The sequence below is a fragment of the Lignipirellula cremea genome (assembly GCF_056501455.1).
Map to the genome: position 1 here is coordinate 1 of NZ_CM151415.1, position 19,960 is coordinate 19,960.

A 19,960-nucleotide genomic window follows, 5' to 3' on the forward strand; every position below is an offset into this window, starting at 1 on the left:
GTGTCCGGTCGAGTCGTTTCGCTTCCGTTGTCGACGCGGATCCTTCCGCCCGACGCGACGCTGTTCAAGCCGGCTCCGACCCGCCCTTCGGAGTCCGGACCGGCCCCTGCGCGCCGCCGCAGCGCCCGCGAAACGAGAGCGAAGCGTCAGCAGGATCTGGACGAACTGGTCCGTCGGGAAACCACGCCTGAATCGCCGGACCTGGAGGCGAGCTGGAAGTCGCTGCTCCATCAGGCGGACCGGCCCTTCCCGATCGAGAACTTCCTGATCGGGCCCGAGAACGTCCTGTTGCTGCCCGCGATCGCCGCTCTGCTCCGCGAACCGCGCTGGACGGCCGACGAAGGTCAAGCGGAAGCGAAGAACGGCGCCGCCGGGCGATCTGCGTCCGCGAGCGCGACCGAATCAAGCGCGACGGAACCCTTCGATCGGCAGGCCTTCGGCATCGCCCTGCCGGACGACCTGCGGGAGCTGCTTTACAACCCGCTCGTCTTCTTCGGCCCCTCGGGCGTCGGCAAGTCGCACCTGACCTGGGGACTGGCGGCGCGGTGGGCGGAAGAGAACTCCCGGCGGCGTCCGATCGTCGTCGCGGCGGTCGACTTCGCCCGCAGTTACGCCACGGCGATCGAGACCGACTCGCTGCCTGACTTCCGGAAGAACTTCCAGGGAGCGGGGCTGCTGCTGGTCGAGGATCTGCAACAGATCGAATCGAAGCGGCCGGCCCAGCTGGAACTGCGCCGACTGATCGACGACGTCCTGGCCGACGGCGCGGCGGTCCTCGTCACGATGCGACGGTCGCCCATCGAATTGACGGGCCTCGATCCGGGCCTGGCCAGTCGTCTGATGCAGGGGCTGACCGCGCCGATGCAACCTCCTGGCGAGGCCGTACGGCGACGGATGATCGAACGGGTCGCGACGCTGCACCGCCTTCCGTTCGGTCCGGACGCGCTCGCCCTTCTGTCGCAGCGCCTGGAAGGGACGCTGCCCGAGCTGAATCACGCGCTGCTGCAGTTCGCGGCTCGGGGAGACGGCGTCGCTCGCATGCTCGCCGGCGACAAGAACGATTCGAATGGCAGCGGCGAAGGGGAAGATTCCGCGGAAGCGCCGCACCCGCTGGACGAATCGAGCGTGGCGGAGTTTCTCGAAGAGCGCGACAAGAGCCTGCAACCGAGCCTGAAGTCGATCGCCCAGGCGGTCGCGAAGTACTTCAAGCTCCGCATCGCCGACCTCAAGGGGAAGACCCGCCGGCAGAACGTCGTACACGCCCGATCGATCGGCATGTTTCTCTCGCGCGAGCTTACCGACGAGAGTCTGGAACGCGTAGGCAAGCATTACGGCGGTCGCGATCATACGACCGTCATTCATGCCTGCCGCAAGACCGCCGGCGATCTGGAGACGGACGCCGAAACCAAGCGTGCGATTCACGAGTTGCGGCTGCAGCTTCGTCCGCTCAACGGAGCGGCGTCATGAATTCAACGCTTCGTTTCGTCGCCCCGCTCGGCGTCATGCAGGGCCCGTGTGCCATGGCTGGCTTGTCCAGCCGTGCCGTGCAGCGGCGTTCCAGCCTTCCATCTCGGTATCGCTTTGCCGGCGAGTCGGATCAGGCCGGTCCTTCAGAGAGCGGAATCTTATCCAGCTTCCCGCACGGCTGGACAAGCCAGCCATGGCACACGGGTCGAGTATCTGATTCGGCCAGAAGCATCTGTTCAAAAACCACGGAGGGCTTACACCCTCCGCTCGCCTGGGACGGATCGGCGAACGACCGACGTTCGAAACTTGTCGCGCCGCGGATGACGGCGCGAGCGGGCTTCGGCGAGGGATCGCGACGGAGCTCTCGCGGCGTCGACAGCGACCGATCCGTCGCCTGTTCCCGGCGCCGGCGCAACGATAGACTGACGCCTTACGCAGGCTCCGCGACGCGGCGCAAGCGTCCGTCAGGAGAGAACTTCGGCGCGGCCAAGCGACCTTTCGAACGCGCCCGCCCTTCGCTTTCTTACTACGGTTCCTTTTTCTCTTACAAAGACATTCTTAAGAGAGAAGCGAACCGTTTTCGAAAGGACCGGGATCTCGGCCCCCGATCTCCGGCGACCCGGCGACAGTCTGGTCAGGTTCCGTGACACGTCTGGACACAGCTTCCTGACGGACTCGCGGTTTCCTTTCTTTCCCGTTCGATTCACCCCTTCGCGTTCTTCGATCGACCTCCATGAAGATCAAGTGCGATCTGGCGAAGCTCTCCGCCGCCTATCAGCATGCCGCCGCGGTCGCCCCGCAGCGCAGCCCCAAGCCGATCCTGCAGAACGTGAAGTTCACCGTCGGGCCGGGATCCGGCGCAGAGGGCGACGCGAACGGCGCGACGATGACGGCGACCGATATGGAGATCGGCATCGTCGTCAACGTCGAAGGCGTCGAGGTCCTGGAGCCGGGCGCGGTCCTGCTCCCCGTCGGTCGCTTCGGCGCCATCCTGCGGGAGAGCTACGACGACACGCTGGAGATCACCGCCGACGCGAAGAACGTCGTCATTCGAGGTCAGCGGAGCGAGTTCAAGTTCCCCTCGCAGAACGCGGACGAGTTTCCGGTCGTCGCGCACTTCGATGCCGACAGCTACCTGGAAGTCCCGGTCCGCCTGTTCCGCGAACTGATCCGCCGCACCGTCTTCGCGACCGATCCCGATAGCCCGCGCTACGCCCTCGGCGGCGTCCTGTTCGAGATGTCGGAGGACCGCATCGTGGCGGTCGGGACCGATTCGCGCCGCCTGGCGAAGATGGAAGGACCGGCCAAGGGGGTCGGCGGCTTCCGCGGCGCGGACGTCATGCCGATCGTGCCGACCCACTCGGTCAAGCTGCTCGAACGGGTTCTCGGGTCGGCGGAAGGCGACGTCAAAATCTCCGTGAAGGGGAACGACTTCCTCGTGCAAAGCTCCGCGGCGACGATCGGTTCCCGGCTGCTCGAAGGTCGCTTCCCGAAGTGGCGGGACGTGCTGCCCAAGAATCGCGACAGCGTGAAGGTCGACCTGTCCGTCGGTCCCCTGCTCGCCGCGCTGAAGCAGGCGGCGATCGTCACGACCAACGAGAGCCGCGGCGTCGACTTCAAGTTCGCGACGGGCACGCTGACGCTCGCGGGTCGCACCGCGGAGTTCGGCCAGTCGCGGATCGACCTGCCGATCGCCTACGACAGCGAAGAGAAGTTGGTGACGCTCGACCACCGGTTCGTGGCCGACTTTCTCCATCCGCTCGATCCGGAGAAGGGTCTCACCTTCGACATGGAAGACGCGGAGAAGTCGACGCTCTTCTCGACCGACGACGGTTACGAGTACGTCGTGATGCCGCTCGCCCAGGATCGGGGTTGAGCGAACAGATCGCGGCGATCATGAATCTTGGCGAGCGGAGGGTGTAAGCCCTCCGTGTCTGGCACGCGACTCGAAACGCTCGATGAACACGGAGGGCTTACACCCTCCGCTCGCGAGTGCGGAAAAACGATAAACGGTAAAGCTTCAAGCATGGAAGATGCTAAACAGCTAGCAATAAACTTTCTGAAGTCGCTCGGATATCGTGCCGAGTCGATTCCGGAATCATCCGATGGCGCGGGCAAACGCGCTGATATTGCTGCCGATGGTGATAATGATCGGTATGTCATCGAAGTGAAACACCGGCTCGAGGATCCAGTTCAACGCAAGGAGATGAACGAGCGTCTTGCGAATGGCGAACTTGTCCCTACCGCAGAATCGCTGGGTTATTCTGCTCGTGTCGACGCGATTCTGCGGCACGGGTTAAAGCAGATAGACGAGACTCCAAAGGCCGACGGTACGTTCAATCTTCTGTGGTTTCACGCTGAAGGTATGGACGCTGACCTGAAGGCACGTCGGGCGAGGAATACCTTCTATGGACTCGTCCACTTGTTGCCTCGGCCTCTCGACTCGCCGCGTGCGGAGGAAACGCAGTGCTTCTACTTTGACCACAACACCTCTATCCGACTCCCAACCGTGCATGGGCTGGTTATCGTCGATGGTGAAGGACTTCAGCTATGTATCAACGAATTTTCGGACAGGGCTTCTGAATTCCGCAGGTCGTCACTCGTTGCCAAATTGGGGACTGCTGTAATTGATCCTGTTTCGTTGGAATCAAGCGGGGAAGCAATTGTTCTACGAAGCAACGTCCGTAGATCTGACGAGACGCTCGTATTGCAGAAGATCTACGAACTGACCGGGAATCGTTACATTTCTATTCGCTTGAATCGACACGCCGTATCTGCAGCCATCGTCCCCGATTTCGATGCGTAGCAACAACTTGCGACTCGTACTCGTCGAAATCTCACGACTTCGACTGCTTGATTCCGGAGCTGCTGTTTTTAGCCCCGAGAAAAGCGATGACTGAAACGCTCAACGGAGGAGCGGGACATGAAACGGCAGGATGACCCGGAGATGCGGGAACTGAAGGAACTGGCCGGGAAGCGACGCCCGGGCGGTCCGAAACGAATCGGCGAAGTCGTCGGCAAACTGATCGCCCGCAAGGGCTACGTCGACGACCTGGGAGAGGAGCAGCGCCTGACGGCCTGGCGTGCCGCGGCGGGAACGCTCGCCGCTCATTCGCGACCGGGAAGATTGAACCGCGGGACGCTCGAAGTGCTGGTCAAGAACTCGGTCGTCCTGCAGGAGATCACGTTTCAGAAGGCGACCATTCTCGGCAAACTCCGCGAACGACCCGAATGGCGAACGTTGCACGAGATCCGCTTTCGGGTCGGAACGATCGATTGAGACGGTCGGCGAGTCGGTGTTGACTCGTCGAAAACAATACAAGCGACACGCTCGCGCACGATAGAGACGCGAGCTTCCGCGCGGCCGGCGACGAACGGTTTCGTCCAGGGCCGCCAGCGAAGGCGAATCGATGGCAGACGATCAGGACCCGCAGAATCAGCTTCCCGCAGACGCCGCTCCTGAAATCGAAGGGGCCGACGCCGAAGGCGACGCCGGCACGACGGAAGCGGTGCGCCCCAAGGCCAACGCCGGAGCCGGTCGAAAGGGAAACGAAGCGTACGAGGGGAAAGACCTCGAACACCTTTCCGACTGGGAGCACGTCCGCAAACGCCCCAGCATGTACATCGGCGACACGACCGCCCGGGGTCTGCACCACCTCGTCTACGAAGTGGTCGATAACTCCGTCGACGAGGCGATGGCCGGCTACGCCAGCGAAGTCTCGGTCCGGATCAACAAGGACAACTCCGTCACCGTCGAAGACAACGGTCGCGGCATCCCGACCGACGTCCACGAACAACTGACCCAGCAGCAGGGCCGCGAAGTCTCCACGCTCGAAGGCGTGATGACGGTCCTCAAGTTCGGCGGCAAGTTCAACAAGGGCGCCTACCAGACCTCCGGCGGTCTGCATGGCGTCGGCGTGACGGTCGTCAACTTCCTCTCCGAGTGGGCCGAGGTCGAAGTCGCCCGCGACGGCAAGCTCTACCGCCAGGAGTACGAACGCGGCATCCCGACCGGCCCCATCGAGCAGGCGGGCAAGTCGACCGGTCGCGGCACGAAGACCACGTTCAAGCCCGACGCGCAGATCTTCTCGGTCACCAAGTTCGCCTACGAAACGCTGCACAAGCGGCTGCAGGATCTGGCGTTCCTCAACCGGGGCGTGCGGATCAAGTTCCACGACGAACGGAACGACCAGGGGGACGAGTTCTATTACGAACGGGGCATCGTCGAGTACGTCGAATGGCTCAACCGGGCCAGCGATCCGCTCCACGCCGACGTCCTCTCCCTCGAAGGCGAACAGGACGGGGTCGGGTACGAAATCGCCCTGCAGTACTCCGACGAGTACACCGAAAGCCTCCACTCGTACGTCAACAACATCCACACGCATGAAGGGGGCACGCACGTCTCCGGCTTTCGTTCGGGCCTGACGCGGGCGCTCTCGAACTATGCGAAGAAGACGAACCTGCTGAAGGATCTCAATCCCACGGGCGAAGACTTCCGCGAAGGGCTCACCGTCGTGATCTCGCTCCGCGTGCCGGAGCCCAAATTCGAAGGTCAGACCAAGACCAAGCTCGGCAATTCCGAGGTCGAAGGGATCGTCAGCTCGGCGACGTACGAGTTTCTCACCAAGTACCTGGAGGAACATCCCAAGACCGCGACGTCGATGATCCGCAAGGGCATCCTCGCCGCGGAAGCCCGCGAGGCGGCCCGTCGCGCCCGGGAACTGGTCCAGAAGCGGAAGAGTGCCTTCGGCGGCGGTTCGCTGCCGGGCAAGCTTCGCGACTGCATCAGCCGGGAAGCCCATCGCTGCGAGCTTTACCTGGTCGAAGGCGATTCGGCAGGCGGAAGCGCCGAGGGGGGACGCCTGCGCGACTTCCAGGCCATCCTTCCGCTTCGCGGAAAGATCATCAACGCCTACAAGGCGCGCGAGGACAAGGTTCTCGCCAACGAAGAAGTGCAGAGCATGATCATGGCGATCGGTGCCGGCGTGGGGTCCGACATGGACCTCTCGAAGCTCCGATACCACAAGATCATCATCATGACCGACGCCGACATCGACGGCTCGCACATCCGCACGCTGCTGCTCTGCTTCTTCTATCGCCAGATGTACGCGATGGTCGCCAAGGGCCACGTCTACGTCGCGCAGCCGCCGCTCTATCGCGTCGTCGAGAAGAAGCGGACGTACTACGTCCAGGAAGAAGATCAGATGCGGACCCAACTCCTCGAACGGGGGCTGGAGGACGCCGTCTTCGATCCGAAGCGATCCGACGGACGAACCTTCGCCGGCGAGGACCTCCGGAAGCTCTGCGAACTGACCGCCGAACTGGAGGAAGAGATCCGAACGCTCGAGCGTCGCGGCATCTCGCTCAAGGCTCACGCGACGCGGTACGACGAGGCGACGCTGCGGTTGCCCGTGTTCCTGCTGTCGTACGGCAAGGACGAGAAGTGGTTCTTCACGCGGAGCGAACTGGAAGAGTTCAAGGCGACGCTGGAATCCCCTGCCCCGCCGGCGCCGGCGCCTGCTGCGGACGGCGAAGCGACCGTTCCGTCCGAAGAATTGGTCGTCGATCGGACGTCGACGCTGGAGTTCCACGAAGTCCGCACGATCAATCAGCGTCTGAAGGATCTGAACGATCTCGGCTTCGACGTCCAGTCGCTGATTCCGCAGGTCCGCACGGGCGACATCGAGCCGCGATACCTCCTGCACCGTGACGGCTCGGACAAGGGGATCGAGGATCTGCGCGAGCTGCTCGACGCGGTTCTGTCCGAAGGGAAGAAGGGCATGACGCTCACCCGCTTCAAGGGTCTGGGCGAGATGAACGCGGAAGAGCTTCGCGACACGACGCTCGACCCGGCCCAGCGGCGCCTGGTGAAGGTGACGATGGCCGACGTCGCCGCCGCCGACGAGATCTTCCGCATCCTGATGGGCGAGAAGGTCGAACCACGCCGGGAGTTCATCGAGAAGCACGCGCTGGAAGTGCAGAACCTGGACGTGTAGGGTGAAGCAGAGACTATGTCTCCTCGTCGCTCGCTCGGGATCCCAGATGTCGGAACTGAGGTCGTCTGACGCACCGCTGGCCGTTCTGACGTACGAGCAGCGCCTTACCGCCGATCTGGAGTTGGCGATGAGCGAAGGGAGCCGCTTTTTCGCGGGCGACAGCGACGTCCATAAAGCGCTTCGTCGAATCGCCGCCTGGTTATCGGAAATCGGCGTGCCCTACGCGGTGGCAGGCGGTATGGCGCTCGTCGCTCACGGCTATCGTCGCTTCACGGACGTCGTCGATATTCTGGTGACGGCCGAGGGACTGGAGCGGATTCACGAGGAGCTCGACGGACGCGGATTCGTTCGCCCGTTCGCGACGAGCAGGAACCTTCGCGAAACCGAGACTCGCGTGCAGATCGAGTTTCTGGTCGCCGGTCAGTACCCAGGCGACGGACGCGAGAAGCCTGTTCGATTTCCCGACCCGGCAACGGTCAGCTTCGAACGAGAGGGGGTCGTCTTTCTTAACCTCCCCACGTTGATCGAGCTCAAGTTGGCTTCCGGGATTTCGGGCGCAGGTCGGCGCAGGGACCTCGCCGACGTTCAGGAGTTGGTGAAAGCTCTTGACTTGCCGAGAGACTTCGGCGGTCAACTGAACGTGTACGTTCGAGCGACGTACGAAGAGCTCTATGACGAAGTCCACGGACCGCCCGGCGTCAGCTGACGTTCGATCGGGGAAGCGTTCGGTCGTTCTATATCCCGGCGTCGAATCGAAAGAGAGAGCGTGACCGGCCAGCCGAGACCACTAACTGTCGAACGACTGTTCGAGCTCGTGTCGCCCGGCTGTCGCGAACGGTGCTCCGAGATCGTCGAGCTGATCGACGCGTTCTGCGACCGGCATTTGAACGACGAGTATCGCGACGTCTGTCGCAAATTGGCGGCGGCTCTATGCATCGAAGGCTCGCCCGTCCTCAAGGGAAAGCCTGCGAGTTGGGCGTGCGGCGTGACGTACGCCGCGGGTCGGATCAATTTTCTGCATGATCCATCGCAGTCGCCGCACATGAAGCCGGACGACGTCGCGAAGGGTTACGGCGTCTCTCCGGCGACCATGTACGCGAAGGGCCGGATCGTCTGGGACGGACTCGACCTCATGCCCTTTCACCCGAGCTTCACCGTCGCCGCTCTCGCCGAGCGGAACCTGCTGATCTGGATGCTGACCGTGAACGGACGCCTGATGGACATCCGCGACGCGCCGCGCGACGCCCAGGTCGTCGCGTACGAACAAGGACTGATTCCGTACATTCCGGCAGACCGCGTCTGACAGGCGACGCTGTGAGCCGTCCAACGCACCGCGCGAAGTTCCGCCAACTCGCGATGTCGCATGTCCGCTCCGCTCACGCCGACTTCAGCGACGCCATGTCGATGGCGAAGCGGTACTTCACGTCGGACTTCAGCAGGCGCTCGTAGGCTTCGTTGACCTGCTGGATGGCGATCGTCTCGACGTCGGCAGTGATGCCGTGCTTGCCGCAGAAGTCGAGCATCTCCTGCGTCTCGGGCAGGCCGCCGATGTTGGAGCCGGAGACGCTCTTGCGGCCCATGATCAGGGCGAACGACGAGAGAGCGAGAGGCTTCGGCGGAGCGCCGACCAGCGTGAGGTTGCCGTCGCGACGCAGCAGGTGGATGTACGCGTTGACGTCGTGATCGGCGGAGACCGTGTCCAGGATGAAGTCGAACGTGCCGACGTGCTTCTTCATTTCGTCGGCGTTGCGGGAGACGACGACCTCGTCCGCGCCCAGTCGCAACGCGTCCTGCTTCTTGCCGGGCGACGTGGTGAAGACGACCGTCTCGGCGCCGAACGCCTTCGCGAACTTCACCCCCATGTGGCCGAGTCCGCCCAGTCCGACGATGCCGACCTTCTGACCCTTGGTCACGCCGTGAAATCGCAGCGGCGAATAGGTCGTGATCCCCGCGCACAGCAGCGGCGCCGCGCCCGCCAGGTCGAGATTCGTCGGAACCTTCAGCACGAAGCGCTCGTCGACGACGACGCTGTCGGAGTAGCCCCCGTACGTCACCGGCGCCGCGCCGTGCTTGTCGGGCGAGTTGAACGTCAGCGTCATGTTCGGGCAGAAGTTTTCCAGCCCCGCCTCGCACTCGGAGCACGTCTGGTCCGAATCGACCATGCACCCCACCGCCGCCAGATCGCCCGCCTTGAACTTCGTGACGGCGGACCCCACCTTCGTGACCCGCCCCACGATTTCATGCCCCGGCACGATCGGGTAGACGGTCGGCGTGACGTCGACCCACTCGTTGCGAACCGAGTGGATGTCGGAGTGGCAGATGCCGCAGAAGAGGATCTCGATCTGCACGTCGCGGTCGGTCGGATCGCGGCGCGGGATCGTGTCAGACGCCATCGGCGAAGTCGGACTGGCGGCGGAATAGGCTTTGGCTTGGAACACGCGTATCTCCTCGTGGCGGAACGTCGGCGATCGACCGAACGCTGCCCCGCGTCCGGTCGTGCATGGGAGATTCTAGGACCCTCCGCCGAGCGGCCACCGTCCGATCCGCATCCCGCCCGCAGAATCCCTGCCGAAACGATCTCCCGGGCGAAGCCTTCGCAGGAGACTGGCGGAATGGGGCGCTTGGGAAGGCCGGCGCCGGAGCGTCATCCCATCGATGCCCGCCCCTGTTATTCTGTGAAGCCTGCTCAGTCTCTTCTCCCGCCGATTGGTTCGCTCCCATGAAAGACTGGAAGTCCCTGAAGCCCGCGGATTTTCAGATCGAGGGTTCGGACCTGCGGACCGTCGTGCAGTTGGATCAGTCCGAAGTCTCGTTGACGATCGTCGAGCTCGAGGCGGTCGAGCAGGATCACGTCGCGAGCTTCGAAGCGCTGCTTGCCGGTTGGCAGGAGCGGCGGGAAGAGTTCGCGAAGCGGACGGAGAGGCATCTGCAGAGATTTCTGCCCGGGCGTAAGGTCGACCCGTCCGAGCTTCGCCTTTGGGGCGTCGAGCTGACGACCGAGGAGACGCAGCCGGTCGCGGCGACGTTCTTCTATCGCGTCGCCGGGGAATACGAATCGCCGACCTACCAGTTGGACCAGTTCGACGGCCGCAGCGTCGTCGAACTGAGCGTCCCGATCGAGGACGGCGACGTCGGCTGGGAGGACGCCGATCTGGCGACCACGAACGACTTCGATTGAAGGGGGCGCCTTCGACTCGCCCCCGCCTCGTCGTCCGTCGTCTGCCGTCCGTCCCGTCCTGAGAGCGCACCTTGCGGTTTGCGGTCGGCGACTACTCCAGGGTGGCGCCGGTTGCCTCAACCGGCGCGGGCGCAGCCCGTCGGAGGCCTCGGAGCGTATTCGGCGCGAGCTCGCCGTCCAACTTCGAGAGAGAGCTTCGACGAACCCGGCTGCGAGGATTCCGACTTGCCTCTGAGGCCTCCGATCCGCTGCGCGGACGCTGGTTGAGGCAACCAGCGCCACCCGCTCGCCGACGATTCCCGCATCAGTTCGGCGAACTTTCGTGCCAGTCGCAAACAGCAAGGTGCGCTCGTTCCTGATCGTCCGGCAGTTCGATGGTCCGACTGCTCCCGCTCGCCTGTTATCCTGAGAGGTCTTCTCTCCTCTCCTGCCAGGCGACGCGATGAACGACGACTCGCTGCGGATCGATCGGCGAACGGCCCTTTCCCTCGGCGCTGCCGCCGTCGCTGCGGGCGCCCTGCGAATCGACGCGGCGGCCGCTCAGCAGCCCGGCGAAGCTCCTGCTCGCGAGAACGCTTCTGAGCAAGCCGATCGCGGCTTCGCCTCCGAGTGGTCGAACGCTCCCGACCGCGTCTGGCTGGGCGAGTCGGTCTGGGCCAATCCGATGGAGGACTGGCGGATCGAGGACGGAAAAGCCGTCTGCACGACCGCGGCGCCGGGGCGAAACGTCCACTTGCTGACGCGGCGCCTCGGCAAGACTCCCGAGGCGTTCGAGACCTCCGTCGTCGTCGAACGCGTCGCCGGCGAACGGGGCGAAGTCGGCTTCGAAATCGGCATTCACGACGAGATCGACGATCCTCGCGGCTGGTGCCTGTTCGGGCGCGGCATCCGCGCCACGCTTTCGACCGACGGAACGCTGCGACTGGGGACTCTCCAGACTTATCGGCAGGAGTGGACGCGGATGCGTCTGACGCTCGAAGGGAAGCCGGCGGAGGACGGACGCTATTCCTTGAAGCTGACCGCAGCTACCGAAACGGGAGAATCGTCGAACTCCGTCGGCATCTTCTTCGCTGCTGATCAGCTTTTCGGCAACGTCGCCCTGATCCAGAACCCGGCTGCCGCGAATCCGGGCGGCGGAGCGGGGAAAGGCGAGCAGGGACCCAAGGCAGACGCCCGCTTCGCCTTCTCGAACTGGAAGCTCTCGGGCGAGAAGCTGACCGGCTCCGACGACCAGGCGTTCGGCCCGATCCTGTGGTGCATGCACAGCCTGTCGGATTCCCGCAGCAGCGAAGGTCGCATTCTGAAGCTGACCGCCCTGCTCCCTCCGCTGGGCGATGCGTATGCGAAGAAAGCCGTCCTCGAAGCCGACCGAGGAAACGGCTTCGAGCCCGTCGCGGAGAGCGAGCTCGACCCTGACGCCTGGACCGCGACCTTCCGCGTCGCGAACTGGCCCTCCGAGAAGGCCGTGCCCTATCGCGTCGTCTACCGGATGGCGAAGAACGACGGCGCGCCCGAGCGCTGCGAATACGCCGGCACGATCCGCCCCGAGCCGTCGGGTCGTCCGCTGAAGCTCGGCGCCCTGACCTGCCAGTTCCACAGCGCCTTCCCCTACACGCCGCTGGTCGAACGTCTCGCCGCGCACGATCCCGACATGCTCTACTTCTCGGGCGACCAGATCTACGAAGGGAACGGCGGCTTCGGCATCGTTCGCGAACCGGCCGATCGCGCGATCCTGAACTACCTGCGAAAGTTCTATCTCTTCGGCTGGGCGTTCGGCGACGTCATGCGCGATCGCCCGACGCTTTGCATCCCCGACGATCACGACGTCTTTCAGGGGAACTATTGGGGCGAAGGGGGCAAGCCGATGGCCAAGAACGCCGGCGTCAGCGTCGGCGGCTACATCGAGCCCGTTCGCATGGTGAACGTCGTGCACCGCACGAACTGCAGCCATCATCCGGACCTGTTCGATCCGAGGCCGATCGAACAGGGAATGAGCGTCTATTACGGCGACATGGTCTACGGTCGCGTCAGCTTCGCGATCGTCAGCGATCGGCAGTTCAAGTCCGGACCCGAGCGGGTCAACGCGGAGAGTCGTCAAAGGGCGGATCACATCACCGACCCCGACTTCGACCTGGCGACGCTCGACGCGGAGGGGCTGGAGTTGCTCGGCGAGCGGCAGGAGAAGTTCCTCGAAGCGTGGGTCGCCGACTGGCGCGGCGCCGATATGAAGGTCTTCCTCAGCGAGACCGTCTTCGCCGGCGCGGCCACGCATCACGGTTCGTTCGACGGCTTCCTCCGCGCCGATCTCGATTCCAACGGCTGGCCTCAGACGCCGCGGAACGAGGCGCTGCGCATCGTGCGGAAGGCGCTGCCGCTGCACGTGAACGGCGACCAGCACCTGGCGACGATGATTCACTACGGCATCGACGGAGCGCGGGACGGGTTCTGGTCCTTCTGCACGCCGGCGATCTCGACCGTCTACCAGCGCTGGTGGCGACCCGACGAGCTGGGCTGGGAGACGCAGAACCGGCCCGAGCATGGCCTGCCGAACACGGGCCAGTACGTCGACTCGTTCGGCCATCCGACCTTCGTCTATGCCGTCGGCAACCCTGACGGCACGGGCGATCCGAAGAACCGCTATCGCAACGCCCAGTCACGCGCCGGCGGCTTCGGCATCGTCACCATCGACGGCAGGGAGCGGACGTATCTCTGCGAGTGCTACCGCTTCCTCGGCGACCATCCCGAGGGCGAGCAGTACCCCGGCTGGCCCGTCACGATCCGCCAGTCCGACAACGACGGTCGCACGCCGAGGCGCTGGCTGCCCGAGCTTGTCGTGCAGGGCCTCTCGCGCCCCGTCGTGAAGGTCTACGCCGGCGACGCCCGGGGCGAACTGCTCTACGCCTTCCGCCTGAAGGACACGACCTTCCGTCCGCACGTCTACGCCGCAGGAACTTACGCCGTCGTCCTCGGCGAACCGGGGAAGGTCGAGCGGACTCTTAGGGGACTGGAAGCGAAGGCGGAGAAGGACGACGCGCGGAAGATCGAGATTTCGTTCGGAAAGTAAATTCCACCCCAATTCTAACAGGACTTGACGGATAGCTACATGAAACGCGACGTCGTCGTCGAATGCTGCCCCGAATGTATGACGCCGGCTGCGGGTTCGTTCGGCGGCATGACGCGCTGTCGCGGTTGCGGCTCGATCGTGCAGCTTGTATCGCGAAAAGTGACGATCGAGTCGGTCCCTGTCGATCCGGCCATTCATCAGCCCTCCTATTGGTCGTGGCCATTCAGGCTCCTAGCGTGGATGTTCATGACGATACTGCTCGGATTCGCAGGAACGGGATACGTTGGACGGCGAGTTTTCCTGATTTTCGGCATCGGTCTGGCGTGCCTGTTTCAGATGCCGACGGCAATCGTTCGCTCCTGCGTTTCGCCCGACATAGCCGGCTATATGGCGCTGCCGTGGGCGCTTGCGGTTCTGCCAATCGCATTTCTGCTCTCGGCGCTCATCGCCATTCGGTTCGGCGAACAGTTCGTGGACAAAGCCGATATCTGGAACGAACACGACTGACGCGACGAGGGTTTATGGGACGGCGTCCGCCGCCCGCTTCAACGTCACGGCAAGCAGCCTGCCGTCGGCGGCGATGTGATGCGTGATCTGGCCGGTCGTGTCGCGCAGGCCGACTCGCTTGTCGAACGCCGCGGAACCGACCCAGATCGGACGTCCCGATTCGCCGTCGTCCTTGGGCGAACGCCGGAAGCGGTTTACGAAATCGGTGACGACGACGGCCGACTCGCCGTGAAGCTGGTCGCGCTGCCGACCTGCCCCGTCTGGATCACCGGTCCGGCGCTGGCGAAGTGGGCGGCGAAGATTCTCTCGGTCGCACGACCCGACGGGTTAGCATAGAGTGCGGAGAGACGCTTCCAGCGAATCCGCGAACATGCTCCATCGTCGCACCTATCAGATCATCGCCTTCACGAGCGCGGCGCTTGCCGCGCTCGTGATCCTCGGCCATCTGACAGGCCACTGCTACTACAAGCATGGCGGTCAGTTTTCGCCTGATACGTTTCGCTGGCGATCCTACGAAGCGTACGTGCTGGGACCGGTTACGATCCCCTGGTACACGCCCGAGTACGAAACGGTCGTCGGTCGCTATCTGGACGAGAACGGTTACGTCGATGGGGATGCGACCGACGTTCGCTGGTTCCATACCGGCGGAAGCCGGGTCGGCTGGACGTTCATCGGTTGTTCGTTCGGAAGTCCCGTCGCATCGATCGCGACGGACGTCGATGACGAATTCGGAGAGCGACTGGTCGCGTGGTCTGAGCGACGTCCCGGTCTGGCGAAGGTCTTCTGGCCGAGAATCATCGACTGGATTCGCGGAGACCGATGCGCTGACGCGGCGGAACTGCTCGACCTGTGGAAGTACGACGAAGACCCTTCGACCGTCGACGACGTCGAGGCGCTGTTCGAGGAAGCGACGCGACGGGCGGACGAAAAATACGGGCCGCAACGCCCGGCAGGATGAGTCGTCTGCATCGGGAGCGATCGCGATCAGTCGTTCTTCGCCGCCGCCCGCTTCATCGTCACGACAAGCAACCTGCCGTCGGTGTGCCATGGATCGCCGCCGCCGTTGACGCCTTCGCAGACTTTGTGGAAGTCGTCGACGTAGTCGAAACTCGCCAGGCAATTCGTCTTCTGCAGCGTGGTGAGCAGGAAGTCGCGTTCGGCGTCGACGTCGGCGGCGATGTGATGCGTGATCTGCCCGGTCGTGGCGCTGAGACCGACTCGCTTGTCGAACGCTGCGGAACCGACCCAGATCGGGCGTCCCGACTCGCCGTCGACCTTCGGCGAACGCCAGAAGCGGACGTGATGTCGACTGCGGGGATCGTCGCCGACCGGATACTCGAACGCGAGATCTTCCTTGCGACCGAACAGAAACAGAGGGCTGACCGGCGCCTGATCGAAGGGCCGTTCGATCACCGTATCGACGGCGATCCGAAGGTCGCTTTTCAGGCCGAGCGCAGCCGCCGGGTACCATCCCGCCGCCTGCATGTCCGCGACGAACTGATCCTCGGAGCCGATCGCCGCCACGTTGACGGGATCGCCTGGATGATCGTCGCCGGTGATGGTGATGCCCGGCGTGTCGTCGAGTTCGGGATGTCGGTGGGCGTAGGTCTTCCATAGCCTGGGCATTGCGACGTACGCGACTCCCAGGTAGGTCGTCAGGATCACGAGCGCGGTCAGCCCGATTCTGCGACGCCAGACCTGGAAGGCCGAGCGCTTCGCCTGTTGAGTTGCTGGCTCGCGATCGAGGTCTTCGGCGGTCGTCGCTCCGGAGGACGCTTGCTCGTTCATCGTTTCGGTTTCTGCGATCGGCGTGGACGCGGTCGTTCGGGGCGATGTCGGGCATCGCGCGTCGAACCAGGAGTTTTCTCCGGTTATAGTCGAACGCCTGCCGGACTCGTCATCCTTCGTCGAGTCCAGCCTGCGAACCGCGCTCTCCCGGCTTCTCTCTTGTGATTCCCGCCATGGCCCTGTCTCGCACCGCGCTCGTCGCGACGCTGCTTCTGATCACGACCGCAGCGACGGCCCGAGCCGAAGAGCCGGCGTTCGACCTGGATCTGTCGCTCGAACCGCCGGTCGTCGATACGTCGCCCGGGCCGGAGTACGCCGACGAGGTCCGCGTCGGCAACATGATCATCGGCATCGAGCGGACGCCGCAGGGGCGACTGTGGGCCTGCTGGGTCGGCAACGGCGACAGCCCCAACGGGTTCTTCCTGCTGGCGTCGAGCGACGACGACGGAGCGACCTGGTCGAAGCCCCGGCTGGTCATCGATCCGACCGATCCGACCGATCCGCCCGGCGCTCCGCAGCGTCGCGCGCTCGTCGGCAACCTCTGGACCGATCCGAAGGGAAGGCTCTGGCTCTTCTTCGATCAGAGCCTCGGCTACTTCGACGGTCGCGGCGGCGACTGGCATATCCGCTGCGACGATCCCGACGCCGACGAACCGACTTGGACGGCGCCCGTCCGTTTCGCCGACGGTTGCACGCTGAACAAGCCGACCGTGCTGTCGAACGGCGACTGGCTCTTGCCGGTGGCGCTCTGGACACGCGATCGCATCGGCCCGGCGTCGCTGAAGGAAGCGCACCAGGATCTCGACTCGATTCGCATGGCGAACGTGTTCGCCTCGACCGACGAGGGCGAAACGTGGACCCGCCGCGGCGGCGTCGCCTTTCCGCAGACCGACTTCGACGAGCATATGATCGTCGAACGCCAGGACGGCAGCCTGTGGATGCTCGCGAGGACGACGCGGGGTATCAGCGAATCGTTTTCCACCGATCGGGGCGTCACCTGGAGCGAGCCGCAGCCGTCGAAGATCTCGAACTGCAGCGCGCGATTCTTCATCCGTCGCCTGGCGTCGGGCAAGCTGCTGCTGGTGAAGAACGGCCCGATCGACGTGCGACTCCCCCGGCGGTCGAGCATGACCGCGTTCCTGTCCGACGACGACGGCGCCACCTGGAGCGACGGACTGCTCCTCGACGATCGCGCGGCCGTGTCGTATCCCGACGGCGTGCAGGCGCCAGACGGCATGATCTATCTGTCGTACGACTGGAACCGGCACACCGACGCGGAGATCCTGCTGGCGAAGTTTCGCGAGGAGGACGTGCTCGCCCGGAAGTTCGTCACGCCAGGGGCGAAGCCGCGCATCCTGATCAACAAGGCCCACGCGCCGCATCTGCCCGGAGCGATCCGTCCCGATCCGAAGTGGACGACCCAGGCCGCGATCGACGCCAAGCAGGATCGCAGCAGCATCCCCTACGACGGCGTCAAGCCGAACAGCATGGTCTGCGATACGACCCTGCGGAAGTTGCCCGACGGATCGTGGATCCTGTTCCTGCTCGCGGGCGGCGATACGGAACCCTCGCCGCTGAACTACACCGGCGTCACGCGCAGTCGCGACGAAGGGAAAACCTGGACGCCGCTCGAACCGTTCGACGTCGGCTTCCCCCGCGAAGGGACGACCATCGGACAGGGTCCGACCGAGCTGATGACCCTCGGACAGCGGTCGACGCTGTTCTTTTCTACGCACTCGAAGCATTGGGCGAACGACTGGCGCAGCTGGTACCTCACCAGCGACGATTCGTTCGAAACGTGGAGCCAGCCTCGCGAAGTTCCCGGCAGACTGAAGGAGCGCACCTTCATCCGCGGCCAACTCGTCGCCCGCGATGGACGGATCCTGCTTCCGTTTCAGCACTACGTCGGTCCCGACGACGAACAGGATCGTCCGCCGCTCGACCGAGCGTTCACCAATCCGAGGAACGGCGTGCTGATCAGCTCGGACGGCGGCGAGACCTGGACCGAGCATGGCGATATCCGGCTGACGCCGAACGACCGCTACTTCGGCTGGGCGGAGAACGCGCTGTTCGAGCGCGAGGACGGCAGCATCGTGATGCTGATTCGGGCCGACGGGCTGGGGGGCCTGCTCTACGTCGCCGAGTCCCGCGACGGGGGGAAGACCTGGCCCGAGTTCGCGTCGGTCACCTCGATTCCCAACCCGGGCAGCAAGGCGACGCTCTACCCGCTGGGAGGCGATGCCGTCGCCCTGCTGCACAATCCGAATTCGAAGCATCGCAGTCCGCTGTCGCTCTGGATCAGCTTCGACGGCATGAAGAGTTGGCCCTACCAGCGCGTGCTGCATGCCGAGTCGTGCGACGGACCCCAGGGCCGCATCAACTATCCCGACGGCTTCGTGAGCGCCGACAAAGAGTGGCTGCACTTCGCCTTCGACGACAACCGCCACCGGGCCGTGCATTACAGCGCCAGGCTGCCGCCGCTGCCGTGAAGCGAACCTCTCTCAAGATTCTCGAACCGATCGCCGTGATGAAGCTCTTCCCCCGATTCGTTGTCGCTTCCTGTCTGATCGTGGTTGCGCTCGGCAATCATGTCGCGAACGGTCAGGCGCCCGCGCGGCCGAACATCGTCGTCTTCCTCGCCGACGATTTGAGCCTGCTCGATTCGACGGTCTACGGCTCGAACGAGGTTCGCACGCCGAACGTCGATCGAATCGCGCAGGCGGGGCTGACGTTCGACCGGGCGTTCGTCGCGTCGCCCAGTTGTGCGCCGAGTCGCGCGGCGCTGCTGACAGGACTCATGCCGGCGCGCAACGGCGCGGAGGCCAATCATTCCAAGGCCAGGTCCGAACTGGCGAAGCTGCCCGATCTGCTGGAGAAGCTGGGCTACCAGACGGTCGCCTTCGGCAAGGTCGCCCACTACCAGCACGCGAAGCATTACGGCTTCGATCGGGCGGAGTTCGAGGGCTTCCACGACTACCGCGGGATCGACGCCGCGGTCGAGTTTCTCGCGGGGCGGAAGCCGGACGACGCGAAGCCTCTCTGCCTGTTCGTGGGGACGAACTGGCCTCACCGGCCCTGGCCGGCAGCCGATGGATCTTATAAGCCAGGCGAGCTTGCCGTACCGCCGACGCACGTCGATACGCCGAAGACGCGGGCCTTCCGCGCCCGGTACCTGCAGGCGGTGGAACTGGCCGACGTCGACCTGGGCCGCATCTACGACGCCGCGACGACCCACCTGGGGCCGAACACGCTGTTCCTCTATTCCAGCGACCACGGCGCCCAGTGGCCGTTCGCGAAATGGAACTGCTACGAGGCCGGCCTGAACGTTCCCATGGTCGCCGTCTGGCCCGGCGCGATCGAGCCGGGCCGACGAACGGACGCCATGGTCAGTTGGATCGACATCCTGCCGACGCTCGTCGAGGCCGCGGGCGGCGAAGCGCCGAAGACCGGCCCTGCCGCGGATCAGATCGACGGACGATCGTTTCTGGCCGTACTCAAGGGCGAGACGCAGACCCACCGGGAGCGGATCTTCGCCACGCACTCGGGCGATCAGAACATGAACGTCTACCCGATCCGCAGCGTCCGCACGGAGCGCTGGAAGTACGTCCGGAACCTGCATCCGGAGTTTCAGCACACCACGCACGTCGACCGGGCGAAGATCGAAGACGAGGTCGGCTACTTCCGCTCCTGGGAACGCAAAGCCAAGTCCGGCGACGCCCATGCCGCCGCGACGGTCGCCCGCTATCGGGAGCGTCCAGCCGAGGAGCTTTACGATCTCGAAGCCGATCCGGACGACACGCAGAACCTGGCCGATGATCCGGAACAAGCCGAACGCCTCGCGTCGCTACGTGCGGCGCTTGACGTGTGGATGCAGGAGCAGGGCGACGAAGGAACGGTGTTCGGGGAACCGATTCGGTTGCCGTGAATTCGCCAGCGGAGTAGGCTTCGGATATGGATTAC

At 64.4% G+C, this 19,960-nt stretch carries 15 protein-coding genes and 1 pseudogene; 13 read left to right on the top strand and 3 right to left on the bottom strand.

The window, feature by feature from the left end:
- From SH602x_RS00005 to SH602x_RS00035, 7 genes are all read left to right on the top strand, one after another.
- Window positions 1-1,467, top strand: coding sequence for a helix-turn-helix domain-containing protein (locus tag SH602x_RS00005; RefSeq protein ID WP_479474852.1), 1,467 nt, complete (start codon window positions 1-3; stop codon window positions 1,465-1,467).
- 733 nt (window positions 1,468-2,200) lie between these two features.
- The gene (gene dnaN / locus SH602x_RS00010) at window positions 2,201-3,343 is read left to right on the top strand and encodes a DNA polymerase III subunit beta (protein WP_479474853.1); all 1,143 of its coding nucleotides are present in this window, start codon (window positions 2,201-2,203) and stop codon (window positions 3,341-3,343) included.
- Window positions 3,344-3,493: 150 nt separating this feature from the next.
- On the top strand, window positions 3,494-4,273 hold the full coding sequence (locus SH602x_RS00015; protein ID WP_479474854.1) for a hypothetical protein: 780 nt from the start codon (window positions 3,494-3,496) through the stop codon (window positions 4,271-4,273).
- Window positions 4,274-4,390: 117 nt separating this feature from the next.
- Window positions 4,391-4,747, top strand: a complete 357-nt coding sequence (locus SH602x_RS00020) for a DciA family protein (RefSeq protein ID WP_479474855.1) — start codon at window positions 4,391-4,393, stop codon at window positions 4,745-4,747.
- Window positions 4,748-4,877: 130 nt separating this feature from the next.
- Window positions 4,878-7,463 carry a DNA topoisomerase (ATP-hydrolyzing) subunit B gene (gyrB, locus tag SH602x_RS00025; protein WP_479474856.1) on the top strand — a complete coding sequence of 862 codons (2,586 nt, stop codon included), beginning with the start codon at window positions 4,878-4,880 and terminating at the stop codon, window positions 7,461-7,463.
- A 46-nt stretch (window positions 7,464-7,509) separates the two neighbouring features.
- The gene (locus SH602x_RS00030; protein WP_479474857.1) at window positions 7,510-8,169 is read left to right on the top strand and encodes a hypothetical protein; all 660 of its coding nucleotides are present in this window, start codon (window positions 7,510-7,512) and stop codon (window positions 8,167-8,169) included.
- Between the two features lie 108 nt (window positions 8,170-8,277).
- On the top strand, window positions 8,278-8,766 hold the full coding sequence (locus SH602x_RS00035) for a DUF6398 domain-containing protein (RefSeq protein WP_479474858.1): 489 nt from the start codon (window positions 8,278-8,280) through the stop codon (window positions 8,764-8,766).
- A 73-nt stretch (window positions 8,767-8,839) separates the two neighbouring features.
- Here the strand turns inward: SH602x_RS00035 and SH602x_RS00040 are convergent, their stop codons facing one another.
- Window positions 8,840-9,901 carry an NAD(P)-dependent alcohol dehydrogenase gene (locus SH602x_RS00040; protein WP_479474859.1) on the bottom strand — a complete coding sequence of 354 codons (1,062 nt, stop codon included), beginning with the start codon at window positions 9,899-9,901 and terminating at the stop codon, window positions 8,840-8,842.
- Window positions 9,902-10,182: 281 nt separating this feature from the next.
- Between SH602x_RS00040 and SH602x_RS00045 the strand changes: the two genes are divergently transcribed.
- From SH602x_RS00045 to SH602x_RS00055, 3 genes are all read left to right on the top strand, one after another.
- Window positions 10,183-10,641 (top strand): hypothetical protein, encoded by a 459-nt coding sequence (locus SH602x_RS00045; RefSeq protein WP_479474860.1) that lies wholly within the window; start codon window positions 10,183-10,185, stop codon window positions 10,639-10,641.
- A gap of 442 nt (window positions 10,642-11,083) precedes the next feature.
- A complete protein-coding gene (locus SH602x_RS00050; protein WP_479474861.1) occupies window positions 11,084-13,705 on the top strand; it encodes an alkaline phosphatase D family protein in 2,622 nt (873 codons plus the stop codon).
- Between the two features lie 39 nt (window positions 13,706-13,744).
- On the top strand, window positions 13,745-14,212 hold the full coding sequence (locus SH602x_RS00055) for a hypothetical protein (protein ID WP_479474862.1): 468 nt from the start codon (window positions 13,745-13,747) through the stop codon (window positions 14,210-14,212).
- A gap of 12 nt (window positions 14,213-14,224) precedes the next feature.
- Here the strand turns inward: SH602x_RS00055 and SH602x_RS00060 are convergent.
- Window positions 14,225-14,365, bottom strand: a pseudogene (locus tag SH602x_RS00060) (LssY C-terminal domain-containing protein); the annotation flags it as partial.
- Between the two features lie 217 nt (window positions 14,366-14,582).
- Here SH602x_RS00060 and SH602x_RS00065 point away from each other — a divergent pair.
- The gene (locus SH602x_RS00065) at window positions 14,583-15,170 is read left to right on the top strand and encodes a hypothetical protein (RefSeq protein ID WP_479474863.1); all 588 of its coding nucleotides are present in this window, start codon (window positions 14,583-14,585) and stop codon (window positions 15,168-15,170) included.
- 26 nt (window positions 15,171-15,196) lie between these two features.
- Here SH602x_RS00065 and SH602x_RS00070 read toward each other — a convergent pair whose 3' ends face one another.
- Window positions 15,197-16,000, bottom strand: a complete 804-nt coding sequence (locus SH602x_RS00070) for an LssY C-terminal domain-containing protein (RefSeq protein WP_479474864.1) — start codon at window positions 15,998-16,000, stop codon at window positions 15,197-15,199.
- Window positions 16,001-16,173: 173 nt separating this feature from the next.
- On the opposite strand from SH602x_RS00070, the gene SH602x_RS00075 reads away from it, so the two are divergent.
- Window positions 16,174-18,489, top strand: a complete 2,316-nt coding sequence (locus SH602x_RS00075) for a sialidase family protein (RefSeq protein ID WP_479474865.1) — start codon at window positions 16,174-16,176, stop codon at window positions 18,487-18,489.
- Window positions 18,486-19,925 carry a sulfatase family protein gene (locus tag SH602x_RS00080; RefSeq protein WP_479474866.1) on the top strand — a complete coding sequence of 480 codons (1,440 nt, stop codon included), beginning with the start codon at window positions 18,486-18,488 and terminating at the stop codon, window positions 19,923-19,925. Before SH602x_RS00075 ends, SH602x_RS00080 begins: the two co-directional genes overlap by 4 nt.
- Window positions 19,926-19,960: the final 35 nt, after the last annotated feature.